This is a genomic window from Hydrococcus rivularis NIES-593, assembly GCF_001904635.1.
In the GTDB taxonomy this organism is placed as follows: Bacteria; Cyanobacteriota; Cyanobacteriia; order Cyanobacteriales; family Microcystaceae; genus Hydrococcus; species Hydrococcus rivularis.
Genome location: NZ_MRCB01000007.1, coordinates 36227 through 53870 on the forward strand (window position 1 = coordinate 36227; position 17644 = coordinate 53870).

Genomic DNA, 17644 nt, shown 5'->3' on the forward strand with positions numbered 1-17644 from the left:
ATTAAGCCAAAACTAATAGATGAGAAATAAATTCTAAATTTCTAAGTTAAAAGTTCCCAATTAATGAATTCAAACTCGCTTTTGGAACTTATTGCGTAAAATAATTGCCGTGGCATTCATTGCCAACAAAACAACCATCAAAACGATAATTCCCGCTGCTGCATTAACATGAAACTCTTTTTGGGGACGAGAAACCCAGTTAAAGATTTGAATGGGTAGTACGGTAAAAGAACTCTGTAAATTCTCTGGTAAAAATGAGACAAAGGTCAGCGCGCCAATCGTAATCAGAGGAGCTGTTTCTCCAATTGCCCGTGCCAAAGCCAGAATTGTTCCCGTTAAAATCCCTGGGAGAGCCACTGGAAAAATATGGTCGCGGATCACTTGCCAGCGAGTTGCGCCCAAAGCAAAACCCGCTAGTCGCAAGCTGTCAGGAACGGCACGCAATGATTCGCGGGTTGTGACGATGATAATCGGTAGTACCAACAAGGCGATCGTGAGAGAACCTGCCAGAATACTCCGCCCTCCCGTAATGGGTGCCATTACCCGAACAAAAAATCCTAGCCCTAACAATCCATAGATAATGGAAGGAACCCCGGCTAAGTTAGCAATATTGATTTCAATGACCTTGGCTAAAAAGCTATCTCGCGCGAATTCCTCCAAATAAATTCCAGCCCCAACTCCGACGGGAAAAGCCAATAGTGCTACTAACCCTAACATCCAAACGGTTCCTGCTAGGGCAGATAAAATGCCTGCCTGTTCCGGTCTGCGGGAGGGAAAACTGCTTAGAAACGTCCAATTAAGGCGAGGTAAACCATCAATAAACGTATCCAATAGTAAAACTGCTAATACGACTAGCGATACAAATGTCGCCACCCAAACCAGAATTTCAAAAAAACGATCCACTCCATAGCGTTGGGCGCGATCGCTCTGAAAAAGCTCTTGGTCTTGCTGGCTTTTTCCTGAAAACAATCGAGTATTTGGACGTGTCATTCGTACTTCTCCCGGAAACGGCGAACGAACCAAAAGCTAAAAATATTGAGTGTCAGGGTGATGAGGAACAGGGTCATACCCACAGCAAAAATGGTCTTATAAGCGAGGGATCCTGCTGGCGTATCTCCCAAACTGACCTGCACGATAAAGGCTGTCATTGTCATCACGGGAACGAAGGGATTTAGTCCCAACCGAGGATTTTGACCGGCAGCAATGGTCACGATCATTGTTTCCCCAATTGCCCTAGAGATGGCTAAAATAAGCGAAGCGACAATTCCTGAAAGGGCGGCTGGCAAGACGACGGCAAGAATGGTTTCTCGCTTGGTTGCTCCCAGGGCATAAGCTCCCTCTCGCAAGCTGCGAGGAACGGCATAGATAGCGTCTTCACTTAAAGAAGCGACTAATGGAGTGATAGAAATTCCTAAAACTAGCCCGGCACTCAAGGCATTGAATCCTTGCAAACCGGGGATAAAACTTTGCAATAGAGGAGTAACAAACAATAAGGCAAAGTAGCCATAAACAACTGTGGGCACGCCCGCTAAAATTTCTAGACCGGGTTTGAGCCACTTACGTACCTGGGGACTAGCATACTCGCTTAAGCAAATAGCAGCTAGCAAGCCTAACGGTAAAGCGATCGCAATAGCAATGACGGAAGTGAGAAATGTCGCACTAATCAGGACGAAAATCCCAAATTGAGCGTTAGCAAACAGGGGAGTCCATTGCGTGTCGGTTAAAAACTTCCACAAGGGAACCGATTGGAAAAATTCAATCGTCTCAAAGATTAGCGTCAGGACAATCCCGATGGTGGTAGCGATAGAAACCAAGGCAAACAAAGCAAAAATTGCTTTGACAGCTAATTCTATCCGTTCGCTCAGTTGCCGCCGAGGTTGCCACAGGTTTGATTTAGACAACGGTAATTCTAAAGTCATACCATTTTGGATTTTGGATTTTGGCGAATTTGGATTTTGGTCGCCGTTGTGCTGGAAATCAATTCCAGCGGCGTGCGGCGACTGCGTTCCGCAGATTTTGGCGAAGCCGCCGCACGCTCCCGGAACCGCTTCCGGGAGAACGGCGGATTTTGGATGAAAGGATTTTGGATTGGGAAACCCTTTCTACTTCTACGATTGAATTGTGTAAATTCATCTGTCGCCTTCTTATTTCAAATTGGTATCATAACGCGATAGATAAGGGGTGAAAGGCGAAAGGGAAAAGCTCCCTTGCCCTCCAAGTTAATAGCGTCTTGTTACTTTTTACTTCTCTTTGGCCAGAATATCGGCAAGTTTCACGCCTACTGCGGGTTCTCCGCCAAAGACAGTACCTATTTTAGTGGTTTCTAAGCGCTCTTTTACTACTGCGAGAATATCATCGGGAAGCGGCACGTAGCCAGTCTCTTTAATCAGATTTTTATTGGCTGGATCGATCTGAAATTGAGCAAACGCTTTAACCGCAGGTTTGTCAAGGGAAGTTTTCTTGACGTAAATAAATTCTGGACGAGACAAAGGTTTGTAGCTACCGTCAGCAATCGTTGTTTCGCTAGGTTCTACGCAATTGCCATCCCCGCTATCGATCGCGACTAGCTTCAGTCTATCTTTGTTTTCTTCGTAGTAAGCATAACCGAAGAAGCCAAGACCGCCTTCATCGGAGGCCACCCCTTGAACGATTGTGTTGTCATCTTCGCTAGCGGTGAAGTCGCCTCGACTTTCGCCTTCTTCACCGACAATAGCAGCCGTAAAGTAGTCGTATGTACCGGAGTCAGTGCCTGCACCGTACAAACCAAGGCGTTTATTAGGAAAGCCTTCTCTAATTTGATTCCAGTTAGTGACTTTGCCTTGGGCAGCGGGTTCCCACATCTTCTTGAGTTCGTCCACTTTTAAGCAAGTCGCATAGTCGTTTGCCGGATTGACCACTACCGATAGACCGTCAAAAGCTACGGGAAGTTCGACATATTCAATGCCATTTTTCTGACACAGTTCGATTTCTTCTTTTTTGATCGGACGAGAAGCATTGGAAATATCGGTTTCTCCAGCGCAGAATTTCTTAAATCCGCCGCCGGTTCCGGATACCCCAACGGTCACTCTCACGTTGGGATTTGCCTTCATAAACTCTTCTGCCATCGCCTCAGAGATCGGAAAAACGGTGCTAGAACCGTCAACTAATACTGCACCGCTTAGGTTAGAAGCGGTAGGTTGACTGCTTTGTTGAGTTCCTGAGGGACTTGAGGTGGAATCAGGAGTGGTGGTAGTTTGATTTCCTCCGCCGCAGGCGGCTAAAGTTAAAGCTAATCCGATAGACGATAAACGAATGGAAAGCTGGCGTTTAGTTTTCTTAGAAAGGGTCATAAAGTTTTCTTCAGATGACGCATTTTTCAGGCAAGGCATGTTTTCGTAAATTCGTAACTTTAAAAACTTTATTGATTCTACGACACAGCGTAACTCTTGTTGGTAAACAAGAGGTTAAGAAAATTGATTTGGATGTTAAGATTTTTTGGGGATTTGTTTAAATAGCTCAAATTAAACTTGTACTTTTGTCGTTAGCTTGAAGAACAATTAATCGTGTATGTGTATTGGTAAAGCGTAGTCTCTAAAGAAAAAGTTGGAATAGGCTATCAAAACTAGATTTTCTATTTGGAATCTTGTTGTCAACTTTTGATTTTTTAAAAATTAGAAAAGTTTTTGAAGCGGAGTTAACATTTAACTTTGCTATCGATAGAGTTCTCATATATCAATCTAAGTTTTAGACAATCTCTCCTCAGGAATAACTCAATTTTTAACTTAATCGATAGCTAGCTAAGAGAAAAGAAAAAAGCCGTCAATTCTTTTTTGAGAGGCAGTTGATGTTTGACAGCGAGTGAAAATTATTTTAGCTTACTCTAATCGTTTCTCTCTCTTGAGCAGTTCCTGAAGCGTCAACTTTTCAGAATGTCCGGCAAAAGCAGTCCCGACTTTACGACTCTGGAAATGGTCGAGAGCAAGAGTATATGCTTCATCGGATAAAGGTACATAACCTACTACCTTAGCCAGATTTTCGGCATTGACGAGATAGAATTGAACGAAGTCCTGCAATCCTGGCTTCTCTTCTAGCAACTTAGCATTCACATAGATGAACAGCGGGCGAGCAAGAGATTTATACTGACCTTCAAGTACTGTCTCGCTTGAAGGCAATACAGGACCTCTGCCTTCGTCAATGGCTACTGCCTTGAGTAGGGTTTGGCTTTCCTCATAATAAGCATAGCCAAAGTAGCCCAGACCATTGGGATCGTTCCTGACTCGTCGCATTAATTCGTAGTCATCCTCGCTGGCGATATAATCATTCCGACTGGCTCCTACTTTACCGACGACTATTTCGGTAAAGTAATCAAACGTCCCAGAATCTCTACCTGCACCATATAGATTGAGAGGCTTGTCGGGCCACTCAGGACGAATCTGGTTCCAACGGGTAATTTTTCCCTGTGCTGCTGGTTCCCATATTTTTTTCAGTTCTTCTAGAGTAAGGCTTTGTGCCCAAGTATTGGAAGGATGTATGACTATTGTTAGGGCATCATAGGCAACTGGCAATTCAATGTACTTTACTTGATTGGCTTTACAAGCTTCTATCTCCTTATTTACAATCGGACGAGACGCATTGTTTATATCTGTTTCACCTGCACAAAATTTTCTAAACCCACCTCCCGTACCAGAGAAAGCAACTGTAATCTCAGGAGCATCGCTGCGCTCAAATTGATACTCTTTGACGACTTCATCTGTCAAGGGGAAAACGGTACTGGAACCATCAATAACGATGGGCTGTTGCTGGATTTGAGAGGTTGATGTTGGCGGTACGCTACAGCCTGTCACCAGAGTAGAAAAACTCAGAGCGATCGCCCACCCACAAACTTTTATATTCATTGTTTTATCTCCTTATTCCCATCAAGGAGTGTTTTCTAGAATATATTTCAAATAAATTTGATACATTAGGTCAAGTAAAAGCTTATGGTTTGATAAAAATCTTAATATTTTTGTGCCGCGATCGCTCCTGCTCAAGATGTTTTTGTAATTTTAATATCAAAAATTTTTATTAATTTAATCTTAACCCGACTCTTAAAGGACATCTGAAAAGCGAATTGGTATGAGATGTTTCGCTTCGCTATCGCTATGCTCAACATGACGAGACGGCGGAGTACCTTGCACATTCTCTACTTTTGGAACGATCTCTCAGAAAGCGCTACATAGTTTTGCGCCATTTTCTCCTTCCTCACTCCCCACTCTTCCATCTCTTATCATCTTCTGCAAGTATTGATGTAATTGATATTACTAACTGCTGAATCTGGTTGGGTTCGTGAGTCGCCATAACTGAGAAGCGAATGCGGCTGGTGGGAACTGTTGGAGGGCGAATGGCTGGGGCAAAAATTCCTCTTTCTTTGAGTTGTTTGGCTAGCGTTAATGCTTCAGCAGGCGTAGCCAAACCAAGACAAATAATCGGCGATTCGGAAGGCAATAAATTTAGTCCAGCTAGTTGCTGTTTGAGTAAATTAACATTGCGCCATAATTGTTGACGGCGATCGCGATCGGTTTGCACAATTTCAATAGCTGCCAATGCTGCTGCTGTATCGGCGGGAGAAAGCCCTGTAGTATAGATCCAACTGGGGGCGCGATTGCGTAAAAAATCAATGAGAGTTGCCGAACCTGCAACATATCCTCCCAAACTTCCCAAGGCTTTACTCAGCGTCCCTACTTGAATGAGTTCTTTCCCCGTGCAACCGAAGTGTTCTACACATCCCGCACCCGTTTTTCCCATAACTCCGGTGGCATGAGCTTCATCAACTAATACCATGCAGTCAAAGGCTTCTGCTAGAGATAATAATTGGGGCAGGGGACACAAATCGCCGTCCATACTAAAGATGCTATCACTCACAATTAAACAGCGACGATATTGTTGGCGATATTGCTGTAATTTTGTTTCTAAATCTGCCAGATTACAGTGAGAATAATCGATAACTTTTGCGCCGCTTAGTTTGGCTCCATTTTTTAAGCTAGAGTGATTGTATTGGTCAGAAAAAATCACGTCGCGCCGTCCAACTAAGGCGGAAATTGTTCCTATATTTGCAAGATAGCCAGAACTAAAAACTAACGCATCTTCTGTTTGTTTTAAAGACGCGATCGCGCTTTCTAATTTCTCGTGCAATTCTCGATGTCCGCTCAATAATCGAGAACCCGTACTACCCGTTCCCAATTCTTTTGTTGCTTCTATTGCTGCTTGAATTAAGCGATCGTCTCCTGCTAGCCCTAAATAGTCATTGCTAGCAAAATTAATAAGCGATTGTCCTTCTAAATTTACAATCGCTCCCGGACGACCGTAAATTGTTTTTACCGAACGATACCAATCAGCGCAATGAATTGTTTCCAGAGATTCTTCAATCCAAGCATAAGGATTCGAGGACATATTTTGTCATATCAATAATCAAAGTATAAATCTTTTTTCTTAAATTTTATTCTATATTTTAAAGATTTAATTCGCTTTGGATTGCGAGCCAAATTGCTTGAGAATAGATGGCATTTTGCTTCTTAGCGCAAATCTATTATTTTATGGTTTTGCAAGGCTATAAATTAAATTAACAACGTTGCATGATTATCGATTAAATCGTTAATTCCATTGCCATTGATAGCACTAAATTGTTGAAAATAACGACAAACTAATGGCGGAAAATCAACAAAATCAAAAACCGCATCGCCCGCCGCAATATCTGCCCAGAAATAGCGCAACTGAGGAACTAATTTTTCTGCTTCTTCCATTGATAAATTCAAAGGATGTCCGGTTAATAACCTTATCATAAAAGGATAAGAGCGATCGCCCATCCATTTTCGGGAAACTTTTGCTAAATCTTCCCATCCTGGTAGGGATTTTAGACGATGAGATTCTATTTTTAACTCCCAATTTCCTCCTCTTTTGGCTTGCATTTCCAAGATACGATAGGGGTGAGGATAGCTGACCAAAGATCCAGTCGTAATCTCATAAATTCCCTTTTCATAAGCCACATCTTGAACGTGTAAATGCCCGCTAAAAATTAGCTTAATGCCCGCTTCTCGAAGCATTTCTAGCAAAATAGGAGCGTTTTCAAGCATATAGCGCTTGCCGAGTTCGTGGTGAGATTGCCCTGGTAGATGCTCGATTACGTTGTGATGAATCATTACCAATACCAACTTATCTCGAACATCTGTAAGCAATTTTTCCAGCCATGCTAATTGTGCCTCATCTAAACATCCTAATTGCTTACCATGAGAATCGAATTGATTAGAATTAAGGGCAATTAATTGAACCCCTGGTAAAAGTTCACAAGTATAGTAATGTTGTTGAGAATTCTGATAGCCAAACTGACGGTAATAGAGGGGAAAATCTTGAAATCCAATTGACTGTTCTGTTGGCAATAAAGTTGGGATGTCGTGATTACCAGGAACGACATAAACGGGAAAAGGCAAAGTTTCTAGGCGTTGTTGTAGCCATTGATGATTTTCTGGTTCTCCATCTTGAGTTAAATCTCCTGGTAGTAAGAGAAAATCGAGATTTATTTGTTCTAGATGCTCTAATACAACCTCTAAAGCAGGAATACTGACTTCTACTAGATGAAACCGGTTGGAACGATTCCAGATAGTTGGGGGCACAGCGATATGGGGATCGCTGATAATTGCAAAACGAAAGTTCATCGCGAATATAAAAACACAAGCTTGTTTAAGAACTTTTAACTATTTGCCAGTATATTAGCGTAGCGTATCGGAGGCAAATTCTATTAAGATTGTTTTATTGTTAATTAAGCTCGGTCATAAATTGTAGTGAACTTGCAATACCCGCACTATAAATATTTTATTCTAAAGTTCGAAGTATATTCATTGCTATAGCAAGTCTATTTGATTGATGAAAAGTAGTGCGTTCGCGTGGCGTGTGCGTAAGCGCATACGTCTCGCTCGCGACCAAGATGGTCTCACTACAAAATGATTTTACGATTTATTGAGAAACGCTATATTTCAGAAATTATCATAGCCACAATATCAAATCTGGTTGAAAGCTCGTAATCTTGGTAAGGGCGGATTTTAATGAAAGTTTCGATTGTGGCTTAGAAATGTCGGCTAAACCCGCCCTTACAGGCTTTATAGTTATTCAGTCGGATTCGATCTAAATTTCTTACAAAAACATTTTATTAGCCAAGAAATAAATTTCTTGGCTAATATCAAAAGTCTACTTAAATGGACTTTTTTGATTAGCTTGGGAATTGATTTCTAAGTGGGAGTTTAGCTAGAATTTACTTATACCAATTTTCGGGTTTTCGCGATCGACATTCTTCTCCCTTCTCCCAAATAGGGAGAGGGGTTGGGGGGTGAGGGCGATCGGCTATCTCTGTTATTAATGAATGAAAAATGGTATTAGCTCGATCGCTAAAAGGTTCGCCAAATTTTGAGAGTTTTGTCTTCGCTGCCGCTGACTAGAGTTTGTCCGTCTGGACTGATGGCGAGGACGCTAACGGATTCTTGATGTCCTTTGAGTGTTTGCAGCAATTTTCCCGTACTCAGATCCCAGACTTTGATAGTTTTATCATGGCAAGCAGCGATCGCATATTGGCTATCGGGAGTGATCGCGATCGCGCGAATTGCCCCCGAATGTCCTTTAAAGGTATGCAGGAGTTTACCCGTCCCTATCTCCCAAAGTTTAATAGTCGCGTCGTCGCTACCGCTGAGGAGCATCTGTCCGTCAGAACTTATGGCAAGGGCTTTTACACTACCATCGTGTCCGTTAAGCGTGTGTAGTAACTCTCCGGCAAATAAATTCCAAATTCTAATCGTTTTGTCTTTACTACCGCTGATCAGCGTTCGACCATCTGGGCTAATTGCCAGAGAATACACCCACTCTTTATGTCCAAAAAGCGTAAGAAATGGCTCTCCCGTCTGTAAATCCCAGAGTTTGATTTTATGGCTGCCACTGGCGATGAATTGCTTGTTTTCACTCTGCCAAACACCGATCGCCAGAGAATGAATGGCTTGCTTGTGACCAAATAGAGTGCGATGGAGTTTTCCCGTTGGCAAGTTCCAAATTTTGATCTGACTTCTCTGGGCAGTCTTATCGCTACTCGCTAGCGTCTGTCCGTCGGGACTAAAGGCGACTGTTAAAACTTTCCCCGCATGTCCGCCGAGTTTGTGACTCGAAGATAGTCGATCGCTTCCCTTATCCAAGTACCATAACTCCAGCGTGCTACTATTAACCTCGCTAACTAATTTTGGCTCGTCAGAACCAATGGCTAGCGAGGATACTTTCCCAGAAATTCCTTTCACCGTATGGCACAGAGCAAACTTAATCCGCTTGCTTGCCTGAGTTATCTGTTTGTAGGGAACAATTGCATTTAGGAGGTTTTCTACCTGAGTTGCGCCCGACTCATCTCCCAGGATCGACAAACAGGCTTTAAGGCTTTCGAGGTAGTCTCTGTCTTGGCTAGTTAAGGTAGTTGGGATAGTTTCTGGGGTGGATAATCGAGGTAAATGGTGCTGTTGCAGCCACAACTGTAGCGAGTAATCTACTTGTTCTCTAAACAAAGATTTATCGGGGAAAGAAGCAAGACTGAGCGCAAGTTTCAAAGCTAATTCGGGAATGTCTTTAGGTCGTTCGTTTGCTAAGGCTTTAAAAATCTCTCGATAGATTAAAACTGTCGTGCGGACGATTTCGTCAATGGATGATCGATCTGCGATCGCCCCACTCAATTGAGGCAGCCATTCAGGTAAATTTGGGGGAGTATTGTAGTGGATAAGATAGTGAATGTCTGCTACCCAGCCCGCTATTAAACAATGACAGATACTCAAAAATTGACATAATGCTTCAACATCTTTGCGATCGATTTGATAGGAAAAGTTTAGCTCTCTCAAATCGATACCAGCCGCTTGTAAAGCTTCTGCTTCTTCTAAAAGAGCGAGATTGACAGTGTTGTTTCCTCCCAGGCGCTTAACTTCTTCTCTGGTTTTTCCTATAGCGAGAAGTTTCTGGCGCGTTTCTTTCCATCGCAAAGCTCTCGCTTTTGCCGACTCTTGTAGAAACGTTTTGTAAGGCAGTTTAAAAATAGTTGCATAGCAATATTTTTCTTGCTCAAATCCCCAATACGCTATGCGAAAATTAAGAAATTCTCCCTCAAGTTCTGACTCGATAATTAAAGTCGGTTCTGACTTTAGCACTCCAAAGATTGCCTTAATATTTGCTTCTCCATAAACGCCGCGATCGCTCCACGCTCCTCCTAAAAATTCTGTCGGTCTAACCTGAGAGTGTAGCGAATAGTTTTGGCTGAGAAATTCTCGCAGTTCCTGAGCTAAGATGGATTCGATTTCTTGCGTGCCTAGACTGGTTTCTTGGCTTTCTAAGCTTATTTTAGGAGGTGCGAGAATCACTCGTAATGGAGTAGGACTGCGATCGCCAATAGATTCTAAAAGTTGGGAGGGAAATAATCGTAGGGGCCAATGTTCTAATGTTTTTTGCAGTTCGGGAAATTTTAGCGTCGTTTCTAGGACGCGATCGGCAATTTTTGAAAATACTTCATTATTTCGATCGAGCGATTGCTGTTGTAGAATTTTATCTCTGTTACAAGAGGATTGCCCATCTAAATTTATTAACTCAATACTTGAAGTAAAATCTACAATAGCCTCTCGAAGATAACTCGCTTGCTTTTCTCTAATTCCCAGTGAGTTTAATACCAGTTCGGTGCGCTCTTTTTGTCTGTTTGTTAGTTCTTCTTGTAGGCTACTTAGTAGCGTATTCGTCCCCGTATAAACTAAAGTTGAAAAGATAGGCTTAGCAACTTGAATGAATAAGTTAAACCATTTCTCCATAAATTTTTTCTTGAGCCAAGAAGGAGTTAATCTCTTAAGAAGTTATCCTTGCATTAGAATCTAGGTTCATCTCAACACTATATATACTTTAGAATTCTACCTATCTGCGATCGTAGCTTCTAAAACTTGCTTTAGACAAGAGAGATAGTTGCTAAATATTAAACCGCAGCAGGCTGGTTCCCAAGGTTATGGGAAATTAAAATTTTGGTTAGCATTTGGATAAGAAATTCGCGTCAGTTTTAAAACTCCGCATTTAAAGGAGTGCGAGGGAAAGGAATGACATCGCGAATATTGCCCATTCCTGTCATAAACTGTACCACTCTTTCAAATCCCAATCCGAATCCGGCGTGAGGAACGGTTCCAAAGCGACGCAAGTCTAGATACCACCACAAATCTTTTTCCAGCATTCCTAGTTCTTTAATGCGTTTTTCTAAAACATCTAGTCGTTCTTCCCGTTGAGAACCGCCGATAATTTCTCCAACTTTTGGCACTAAAACATCCATGGCGGCAACGGTTTTGCCATCATCGTTCAAGCGCATGTAAAAGGCTTTAATTGAGGCGGGATAATCTGTCACGATGACGGGTTTTTTAAACAGTTCTTCTGCCAAATAGCGTTCGTGTTCTGACTGTAAATCGACTCCCCACTCAACGGGATATTCAAACTGACGATCGCTCTTCTCTAATAACTTAACCGCTTCGGTGTAAGTTATACATGCGAACTCATTGTTGATAATATTATCTGCCGTTGCCAGCACGGTGTTATCGATGCGCTGGTTGAAGAATTCCATATCTTCGGGGCAGTTGTCGAGGACGGATTTGAAGATATATTTTAAGAAAGCTTCTGCTAACTCGCGATCGCCTTTTAAGTCACAGAATGCCATTTCCGGTTCTACCATCCAAAACTCTGCCAAATGACGGGAGGTATTAGAATTCTCGGCGCGGAAAGTCGGTCCAAAAGTGTAAACTTTCTGGAATGCCATTGCCATGACTTCTGCTTCTAACTGTCCGCTGACAGTTAAATAGGCACGCCGTCCAAAAAAATCTTGAGCGAAATCAATTTCTTGTTTTTCCGTGCGAGGAAGGTCGTTTAAATTTAAGCTAGTGACGGTAAATAACTCTCCCGCACCTTCGCAGTCGCTTGCCGTAATAATGGGCGTATGAACCCACAAAAATCCCCTTTCCTGAAAGAATTGATGAATGGCTTTAGCACAAGCGTTGCGGACTCGCATGACGGCACCCATGGTATTGGTGCGCGATCGCAAATGTCCGATAGTACGCAAAAATTCAAAGGAGTGGCGTTTCTTTTGCAGGGGATAGGTTTCGGGTTCTGACTCTCCGTAAATTTTTATAGAAGACGCTTCCAGTTCGATTCGCTGCCCTTTTCCTGGCGAAGGGACGAGTATCCCAGAGACTTCGACGGATGCGCCTGTATTCAACTTTTTGAGCGATTCTTCGTAATCGGGGACATCGGGATTGAGAATGACCTGTAAATTTGCCATTGAGGAACCATCGTTGACCTCGATAAAAGCAAACCCTTTCAATTCCCGCTTGGTACGCACCCAACCCTGAATCGTCACTGATTCGTCTGGTTGACTATTTTTCAATACTTCCCCAATCCGTCGAGTCATCATGTTTTTTTGCGATCGCTAATGAGTCACTAAACTAAGCGGCTACTTCTCATCCGCACTTTTTTTAGTTTAATCGCTATCTTGCCTGAGTTTGGAACCCATTAGAAACAAACTCGATGAGAGTCTTTCGCTAATCAATATTATAAGTAAAATTTATAGTAATTGGTTCTCAGATTGTTGCAGCTTTCCGAAATTTTAGTTACATTTATTAACATAATGCTTTACAAAACGTAACTCAAAGGGGAATTATGGAGAACGAAAACCGCAACGAGTTCAAATTCGGCTTCACTCCCGGCGCTGAAAATTGGAACGGTCGCCTAGCCATGATCGGTTTTGTAGCTGCTCTAATTATCGAGTTAGTTTCCGGTCAAGGCGTGTTGCACTTCTGGGGTTTGATGTAGTTTCTAACACAATCGCCCTTCGTCAATCTCAATCAACTTAATCTCAAGAAAACAACTGGGTCTCCTCACACAAAGGAAACCCAGTTTTTATTAGGATAGGGATCGGTCAATTTAATTCGCAATTAGAGTCCGACAATTGCGAATTGCGAACTGTCAATTGTCAATTGTTTAAGACATATCTTACCCCTACCATCTATTTAGCGGATATATTCTTTAAGAATGCTGTTGCGATTGGGGTGACGCAGCTTGCGTAACGCTTTGGCCTCAATTTGGCGAATCCGCTCGCGGGTAACATTGAAGATTTGTCCGATTTCTTCGAGCGTCTTCATCCGTCCGTCATCTAACCCGTAACGCAGTCGCAGCACGTCCCGTTCGCGGGGGCTGAGAGTGTCGAGGACGTTTTCCAAATCTTCGCGCAACAAATTTTTGGAGACTTCATCTTCAGGGGTTTCGCCGTCTGCTTCGATAAAGTCTCCAAGTCGAGAATCTTCTTCTTTACCAATAGGGGTTTCCAGGGAAATAGGCAGCTGAGCTGATTTAGCAATAAACCGCAATTTCTCGATAGTAATTTCCATTCTGGTGGCGATTTCTTCTTCGGTTGGCTTGCGGCGCATTTCCTGAGAGAGAATCTTAGTGGTTTTCTTGATGCGGGAGATGGTTTCGTAGAGGTGAACTGGGAGACGAATAGTGCGGGATTGATCGGCGATCGCGCGCGTAATTGCCTGCCGAATCCACCAAGTCGCATAGGTAGAGAATTTATAACCTTTCTCGTGATCGAATTTTTCGGCAGCCCTAATCAATCCGAGCGATCCCTCCTGGATTAAATCCTGGAAAGATAAACCGCGATTCATATATTTTTTCGCAATAGAAACTACCAGACGCAGGTTAGACTGCACCATTTTGTCTTTTGCTCTTCTGCCCAGATAGAGGCGGCGTTGAAACGCGGGCAATTCCATTTCCACAGCCTCTGCCCACTCGCGATCGTTGGGGAAGCGGCCCAATCGCTTTCTGAGTTGCTCGTAAATGCGTTCTAATTCCAGCAAATCGGCGATTTTGCGAGCTAATTCTATCTCTTCTTCGGCTCTTAAGAGACGAATACGACCGATTTCTTGTAAATAGACGCGAATTGAGTCTTCTGTATAGGGTTTCTTTTTACTTGTCTCGCGACGGCGAGAGCTACCCCTTACTTTCCTGTCTTCAGGTTCAGCAATAGCGTCTTCTAAGTCCTCCATGTTATCGCCATCGAGGTCTTCTTCTATGAAGGGTTCCCAATCCGTTTGAGGCTCAGTAATAGTTGCAAGTACTTCGTTGGCCTGCGTCATGCCGTTTTCCTCTTACTCCTGCTGTGCAAAACGAGAAGATTTCTTGGTTAGTTTAACTTAATAAGTTTTAGGTGTTTAAGATGAGATTAGCTTTCTGGTTTGGCTCGACACGCTTCCTGACTTTTGTCGGAAAGGTTCGCCATCTATCGCCATCCTGCAAGACTTTGCGAGGATAACAATCTTCTGCCTTCGAGAAAATTGTAAGCCTTCCCGATTGTAGCTTTGATTACAACAAAATGGTTGGGGCTTTTGATTAAATTGCAAAAGAATAAAGCAACTTTTGCTGTGATTGAAATCTTTTCCTCGAACGCATTCATTATTCTGGCTTTCCTCAGAAAACTACCAGGTTGTAATTGCGGGTAGACTATTTTGTTTTAGTCTCGAACCCCTGATTTTATAGCTTAGCTTACAATCCTTGAAAACAGGATTGAGAGATTTTTTTCTCTCGATCGAGTTTATAGACTAACAAGCTAAGCGTAAGACGACCTAGCTGACCTTGACACTCTCTATATAGATGAGCTAATAGCCAACAGTCCCGATCCTTAAGCGGGCGAGCTACTTTTTTTGTAGTCTCAAAATCTTCAGCTATTGTAATTAATTTCACGTCAGAGTGCAGCTAAAACCAATAAAAAACAATTTAATTGTTTGGCTATAAATAGTACACATGTACCAGATAAGATTTTTTAAGATAACGGAATCGTTACCTTACCTAAAGTTTAAATTTTCTGTTGAGAAGCATTGATAAATTTTGTAAAAAAATTTAGGATTTGAAGTTGAAACGTTACTCGCTATCAGATTTATATGTAAACTAAGTAAGCGATCGCTGCCGATCTTGCAAAAGTTCTTAAGGATGCTTCTGCCGCCAAAGTTCGTCGATGGTTACGAAACGATAACCTTTTTGTAAGAGACGGGGAATTAAATTAGCAGCGATCGCGCTTACGTCCTGTCCGCCACAACAACCGTCGTGCAAAACGATTATGGAGCCGTTGCCAATGTTCGCCATAACTCGGTTGCTAGCGACAGCAATGCCGGGACGCACCCAGTCCTCTGGCACCACAGACCACATCACCGGACGATAATTGTTTTGGTGTAAAAGCTGTAGAACTTTAGGAGTAAATAAACCGTTGGGAGGTCGAACGTCGCGGACGCGATCGCGATCGATCTGACAGGCATTGGCGATCGCGGTTTGCGTTTTCTGCAAGCTTTGTTTGAGTTCGTCTGGGGTTAGCAAAGGAAAAGAGTGATGGTGATACCCATGCAGTCCGATCCAGTGACCGCGTTGATGAATTTCTTTAGCAAGGGAGGGATTTCTGTCTACACAAACGCCCAACCAAAAAAAACTTGCCTCGATCTGGTACTCGTCTAAAACTTTTAGAAGTTGAGGAGTGTATTCGGGATGGGGACCGTCATCGAAGGTGAGAGCAATTGTCGGTGAAGCTTCATCGCCATTCCAGAGGCAGGTAGGAAAGATCGGTTTGAGAATCCGATACAAAATCGGATAGAAAGGAGCCAATTGCATCAGAGCTTATTTCATCGGATGAGGCGCGATAATTCTACATCCTTATATATGCTAAATATATGCTAACAAGATAAGGGCAAGGCATGACCCGGACAATTGACCATAGAAGCCCGTGACGAGGATTGAACTCGTGACCTCACCCTTACCAAGGGTGTGCTCTACCACTGAGCTACACGGGCATTTTAAGCTTTATTTAATCGTATTGTGGTGGGCCGGGCTGGATTTGAACCAGCGTAGGCATAGCCAGCGGATTTACAGTCCGCCCCCATTAACCACTCGGGCACCGACCCATGAATGTCACGATTAATCATCATAGCACAACTTTCATCTCAATAAAAACTTTTTTGCCCAATCCTCAAAAATCAGGATTGTCAGCTTCGCGATCGATGCGAGCATCTTCACTAGATTGTTTTTCCACTGGGCAACTTTAGCTTCGTTTATCCTAGAAAAATCTTGGCTTTTACAATTGTTTAATCTTGTTACTATCCCATGATATGATGACTTCTGGCTTGGATTTAACCTTCCTCCATCATGGAAAATTAAATCTAGCAAGTTGTCCTTTTCTAATTAGCCTGTAACCGAGAAGCGTGACCCTTTCCCATCCATCTCTCGAATCTACGACCTTGACACAAGATCGTTCTCAAACCGATTCCCAAATGTCGGGAGCGGATAATTCAATGCAAGAATTCTACCAACTGCAACAAACCCTGTTGTTGACCACTCTTGTTTTGAGTGGGATGATTTGTGTCAGTGTCTGGATAGCTTACTCGCTTGACACAGCGCTAAATTATTTACTGGGCGCATGTGTCGGCGTGGTCTATTTAAAGCTACTTGCTAGAGATGTAGAAAGGGTGGGCAAACAGCCTGGACGAGTCGGAGTAAAAGGTCTAGCCCTTTTTGCAGCGCTAATTATCTTGGCCTGTAAGTGGCAGCAATTGCACATAGTGCCTGTTTTTCTTGGATTTCTAACTTATAAAGCCGCGATCGTCATCTACATGCTGCAAAGCCTCGCGCAGCCAGCAAAAAAGTAGATCGATTAGCTGTTGAGGAAATTCTAGAATTGCCTGTTTTAAAAACTAGGTGAATCTCAGCAAATGACAATGTTGGACGGTTTGAGCGTTTTAAATTCTCTTCCCCTCGCCGCTTTAGAAGTTGGTAAACACTTTTATTGGGAAATTGGTAATTTAAAAGTACACGGACAGGTGTTTCTCACTTCCTGGTTTGTAATTGCACTTCTCATTATTGCTTCGCTAGCTGCAACGCGCAACGTTCAGCGAATCCCCAGTGGCATCCAAAACCTAATGGAATACGTTCTAGAATTCTTACGAGATTTAGCCAAAAACCAACTGGGAGAAAAGGAATACCGTCCTTGGTTACCATTTATTGGCACGCTGTTTCTCTTTATCTTCGTGTCTAATTGGTCGGGTGCATTAATTCCCTGGAAACTCATTGAGATTCCCAATAGCGAACTCGCAGCGCCGACAAATGATATCAATACAACGGTTGCCCTAGCGTTACTAACTTCTTTAGCTTATTTTTACGCAGGTTTTAGTAAAAAGGGTTTGGGATATTTTGCTAACTACGTTCAGCCGATTCCCATCCTTTTACCGATCAAAATTTTAGAAGATTTCACCAAGCCTCTATCTCTCAGTTTCCGACTTTTTGGAAACATTTTGGCAGACGAACTGGTTGTAGCAGTACTGGTGTTTTTAGTGCCGCTATTCGTTCCCTTACCGCTGATGGGGTTGGGGTTATTTACTAGCGCAATTCAGGCATTGGTATTTGCTACCTTAGCCGGAGCCTATATTCACGAGGCAATTGAGTCTGAAGGTGAAGAAGAGCATGAGTAGATGATTGGTTATTAATTATTCAGTTATCAGTTATCAGTGACAGAATACATAAGTAATTGATAATTGATAATTGGTAATAGATAACCGATCTAGAAGCTCAGTAG

Annotated in this window: 14 protein-coding genes and 2 tRNA genes; 3 read left to right on the forward strand and 13 right to left on the reverse strand. The window is 42.7% G+C overall.

Annotation, left to right across the window (positions count from 1 at the left end):
* Positions 1 to 69 precede the first annotated feature (69 nt).
* The 9 genes from pstA to asnS all read right to left on the reverse strand — a co-directional run bounded on the left by pstA (position 70) and on the right by asnS (position 12451).
* On the reverse strand, positions 70 to 990 hold the full coding sequence (gene pstA, locus NIES593_RS08005; protein ID WP_073599081.1) for a phosphate ABC transporter permease PstA: 921 nt from the start codon (positions 988 to 990) through the stop codon (positions 70 to 72).
* Positions 987 to 1919: a phosphate ABC transporter permease subunit PstC gene (pstC, locus tag NIES593_RS08010; protein WP_073599082.1), complete on the reverse strand. Its 933-nt coding sequence runs from the start codon at positions 1917 to 1919 to the stop codon at positions 987 to 989. The genes pstA and pstC overlap by 4 nt, the downstream gene beginning before the upstream one ends.
* Before the next feature lie 58 nt (positions 1920 to 1977).
* A complete protein-coding gene (locus NIES593_RS24015; protein ID WP_175561073.1) occupies positions 1978 to 2133 on the reverse strand; it encodes a hypothetical protein in 156 nt (51 codons plus the stop codon).
* A gap of 107 nt (positions 2134 to 2240) precedes the next feature.
* Positions 2241 to 3329, reverse strand: a complete 1089-nt coding sequence (locus NIES593_RS08020; RefSeq protein WP_073599084.1) for a PstS family phosphate ABC transporter substrate-binding protein — start codon at positions 3327 to 3329, stop codon at positions 2241 to 2243.
* A gap of 525 nt (positions 3330 to 3854) precedes the next feature.
* Positions 3855 to 4874, reverse strand: a complete 1020-nt coding sequence (locus NIES593_RS08025; RefSeq protein WP_073599085.1) for a PstS family phosphate ABC transporter substrate-binding protein — start codon at positions 4872 to 4874, stop codon at positions 3855 to 3857.
* A 346-nt stretch (positions 4875 to 5220) separates the two neighbouring features.
* Positions 5221 to 6408 carry an 8-amino-7-oxononanoate synthase gene (gene bioF / locus NIES593_RS08030; RefSeq protein ID WP_073599086.1) on the reverse strand — a complete coding sequence of 396 codons (1188 nt, stop codon included), beginning with the start codon at positions 6406 to 6408 and terminating at the stop codon, positions 5221 to 5223.
* Between the two features lie 164 nt (positions 6409 to 6572).
* A complete protein-coding gene (locus NIES593_RS08035; protein WP_073599087.1) occupies positions 6573 to 7667 on the reverse strand; it encodes a metallophosphoesterase family protein in 1095 nt (364 codons plus the stop codon).
* Between the two features lie 726 nt (positions 7668 to 8393).
* A complete protein-coding gene (locus NIES593_RS08040; RefSeq protein WP_073599088.1) occupies positions 8394 to 10820 on the reverse strand; it encodes a WD40 repeat domain-containing protein in 2427 nt (808 codons plus the stop codon).
* A gap of 239 nt (positions 10821 to 11059) precedes the next feature.
* On the reverse strand, positions 11060 to 12451 hold the full coding sequence (asnS, locus tag NIES593_RS08045; protein WP_073599089.1) for an asparagine--tRNA ligase: 1392 nt from the start codon (positions 12449 to 12451) through the stop codon (positions 11060 to 11062).
* A 245-nt stretch (positions 12452 to 12696) separates the two neighbouring features.
* On the opposite strand from asnS, the gene NIES593_RS08050 reads away from it, so the two are divergent.
* Positions 12697 to 12849, forward strand: coding sequence for a chlorophyll a/b-binding protein (locus NIES593_RS08050; RefSeq protein WP_073599090.1), 153 nt, complete (start codon positions 12697 to 12699; stop codon positions 12847 to 12849).
* Between the two features lie 197 nt (positions 12850 to 13046).
* Here NIES593_RS08050 and rpoD read toward each other — a convergent pair whose 3' ends face one another.
* From rpoD to NIES593_RS08075, 4 genes are all read right to left on the reverse strand, one after another.
* On the reverse strand, positions 13047 to 14171 hold the full coding sequence (gene rpoD / locus NIES593_RS08055) for an RNA polymerase sigma factor RpoD (RefSeq protein ID WP_073599091.1): 1125 nt from the start codon (positions 14169 to 14171) through the stop codon (positions 13047 to 13049).
* 844 nt (positions 14172 to 15015) lie between these two features.
* Positions 15016 to 15690, reverse strand: a complete 675-nt coding sequence (locus NIES593_RS08065; RefSeq protein ID WP_073599093.1) for a polysaccharide deacetylase family protein — start codon at positions 15688 to 15690, stop codon at positions 15016 to 15018.
* 107 nt (positions 15691 to 15797) lie between these two features.
* A tRNA-Thr gene (locus tag NIES593_RS08070) sits at positions 15798 to 15869 on the reverse strand.
* Between the two features lie 26 nt (positions 15870 to 15895).
* Positions 15896 to 15980 (reverse strand) — tRNA-Tyr (locus NIES593_RS08075).
* 387 nt (positions 15981 to 16367) lie between these two features.
* Between NIES593_RS08075 and NIES593_RS08080 the strand changes: the two genes are divergently transcribed.
* Together NIES593_RS08080 and atpB are read left to right on the forward strand one after the other, a co-directional pair.
* Entirely contained in the window at positions 16368 to 16721 is a 354-nt protein-coding gene (locus NIES593_RS08080) for an ATP synthase subunit I (RefSeq protein ID WP_073599196.1), read from the forward strand.
* 63 nt (positions 16722 to 16784) lie between these two features.
* Positions 16785 to 17540, forward strand: coding sequence for a F0F1 ATP synthase subunit A (gene atpB / locus NIES593_RS08085; protein WP_073599094.1), 756 nt, complete (start codon positions 16785 to 16787; stop codon positions 17538 to 17540).
* Positions 17541 to 17644: the final 104 nt, after the last annotated feature.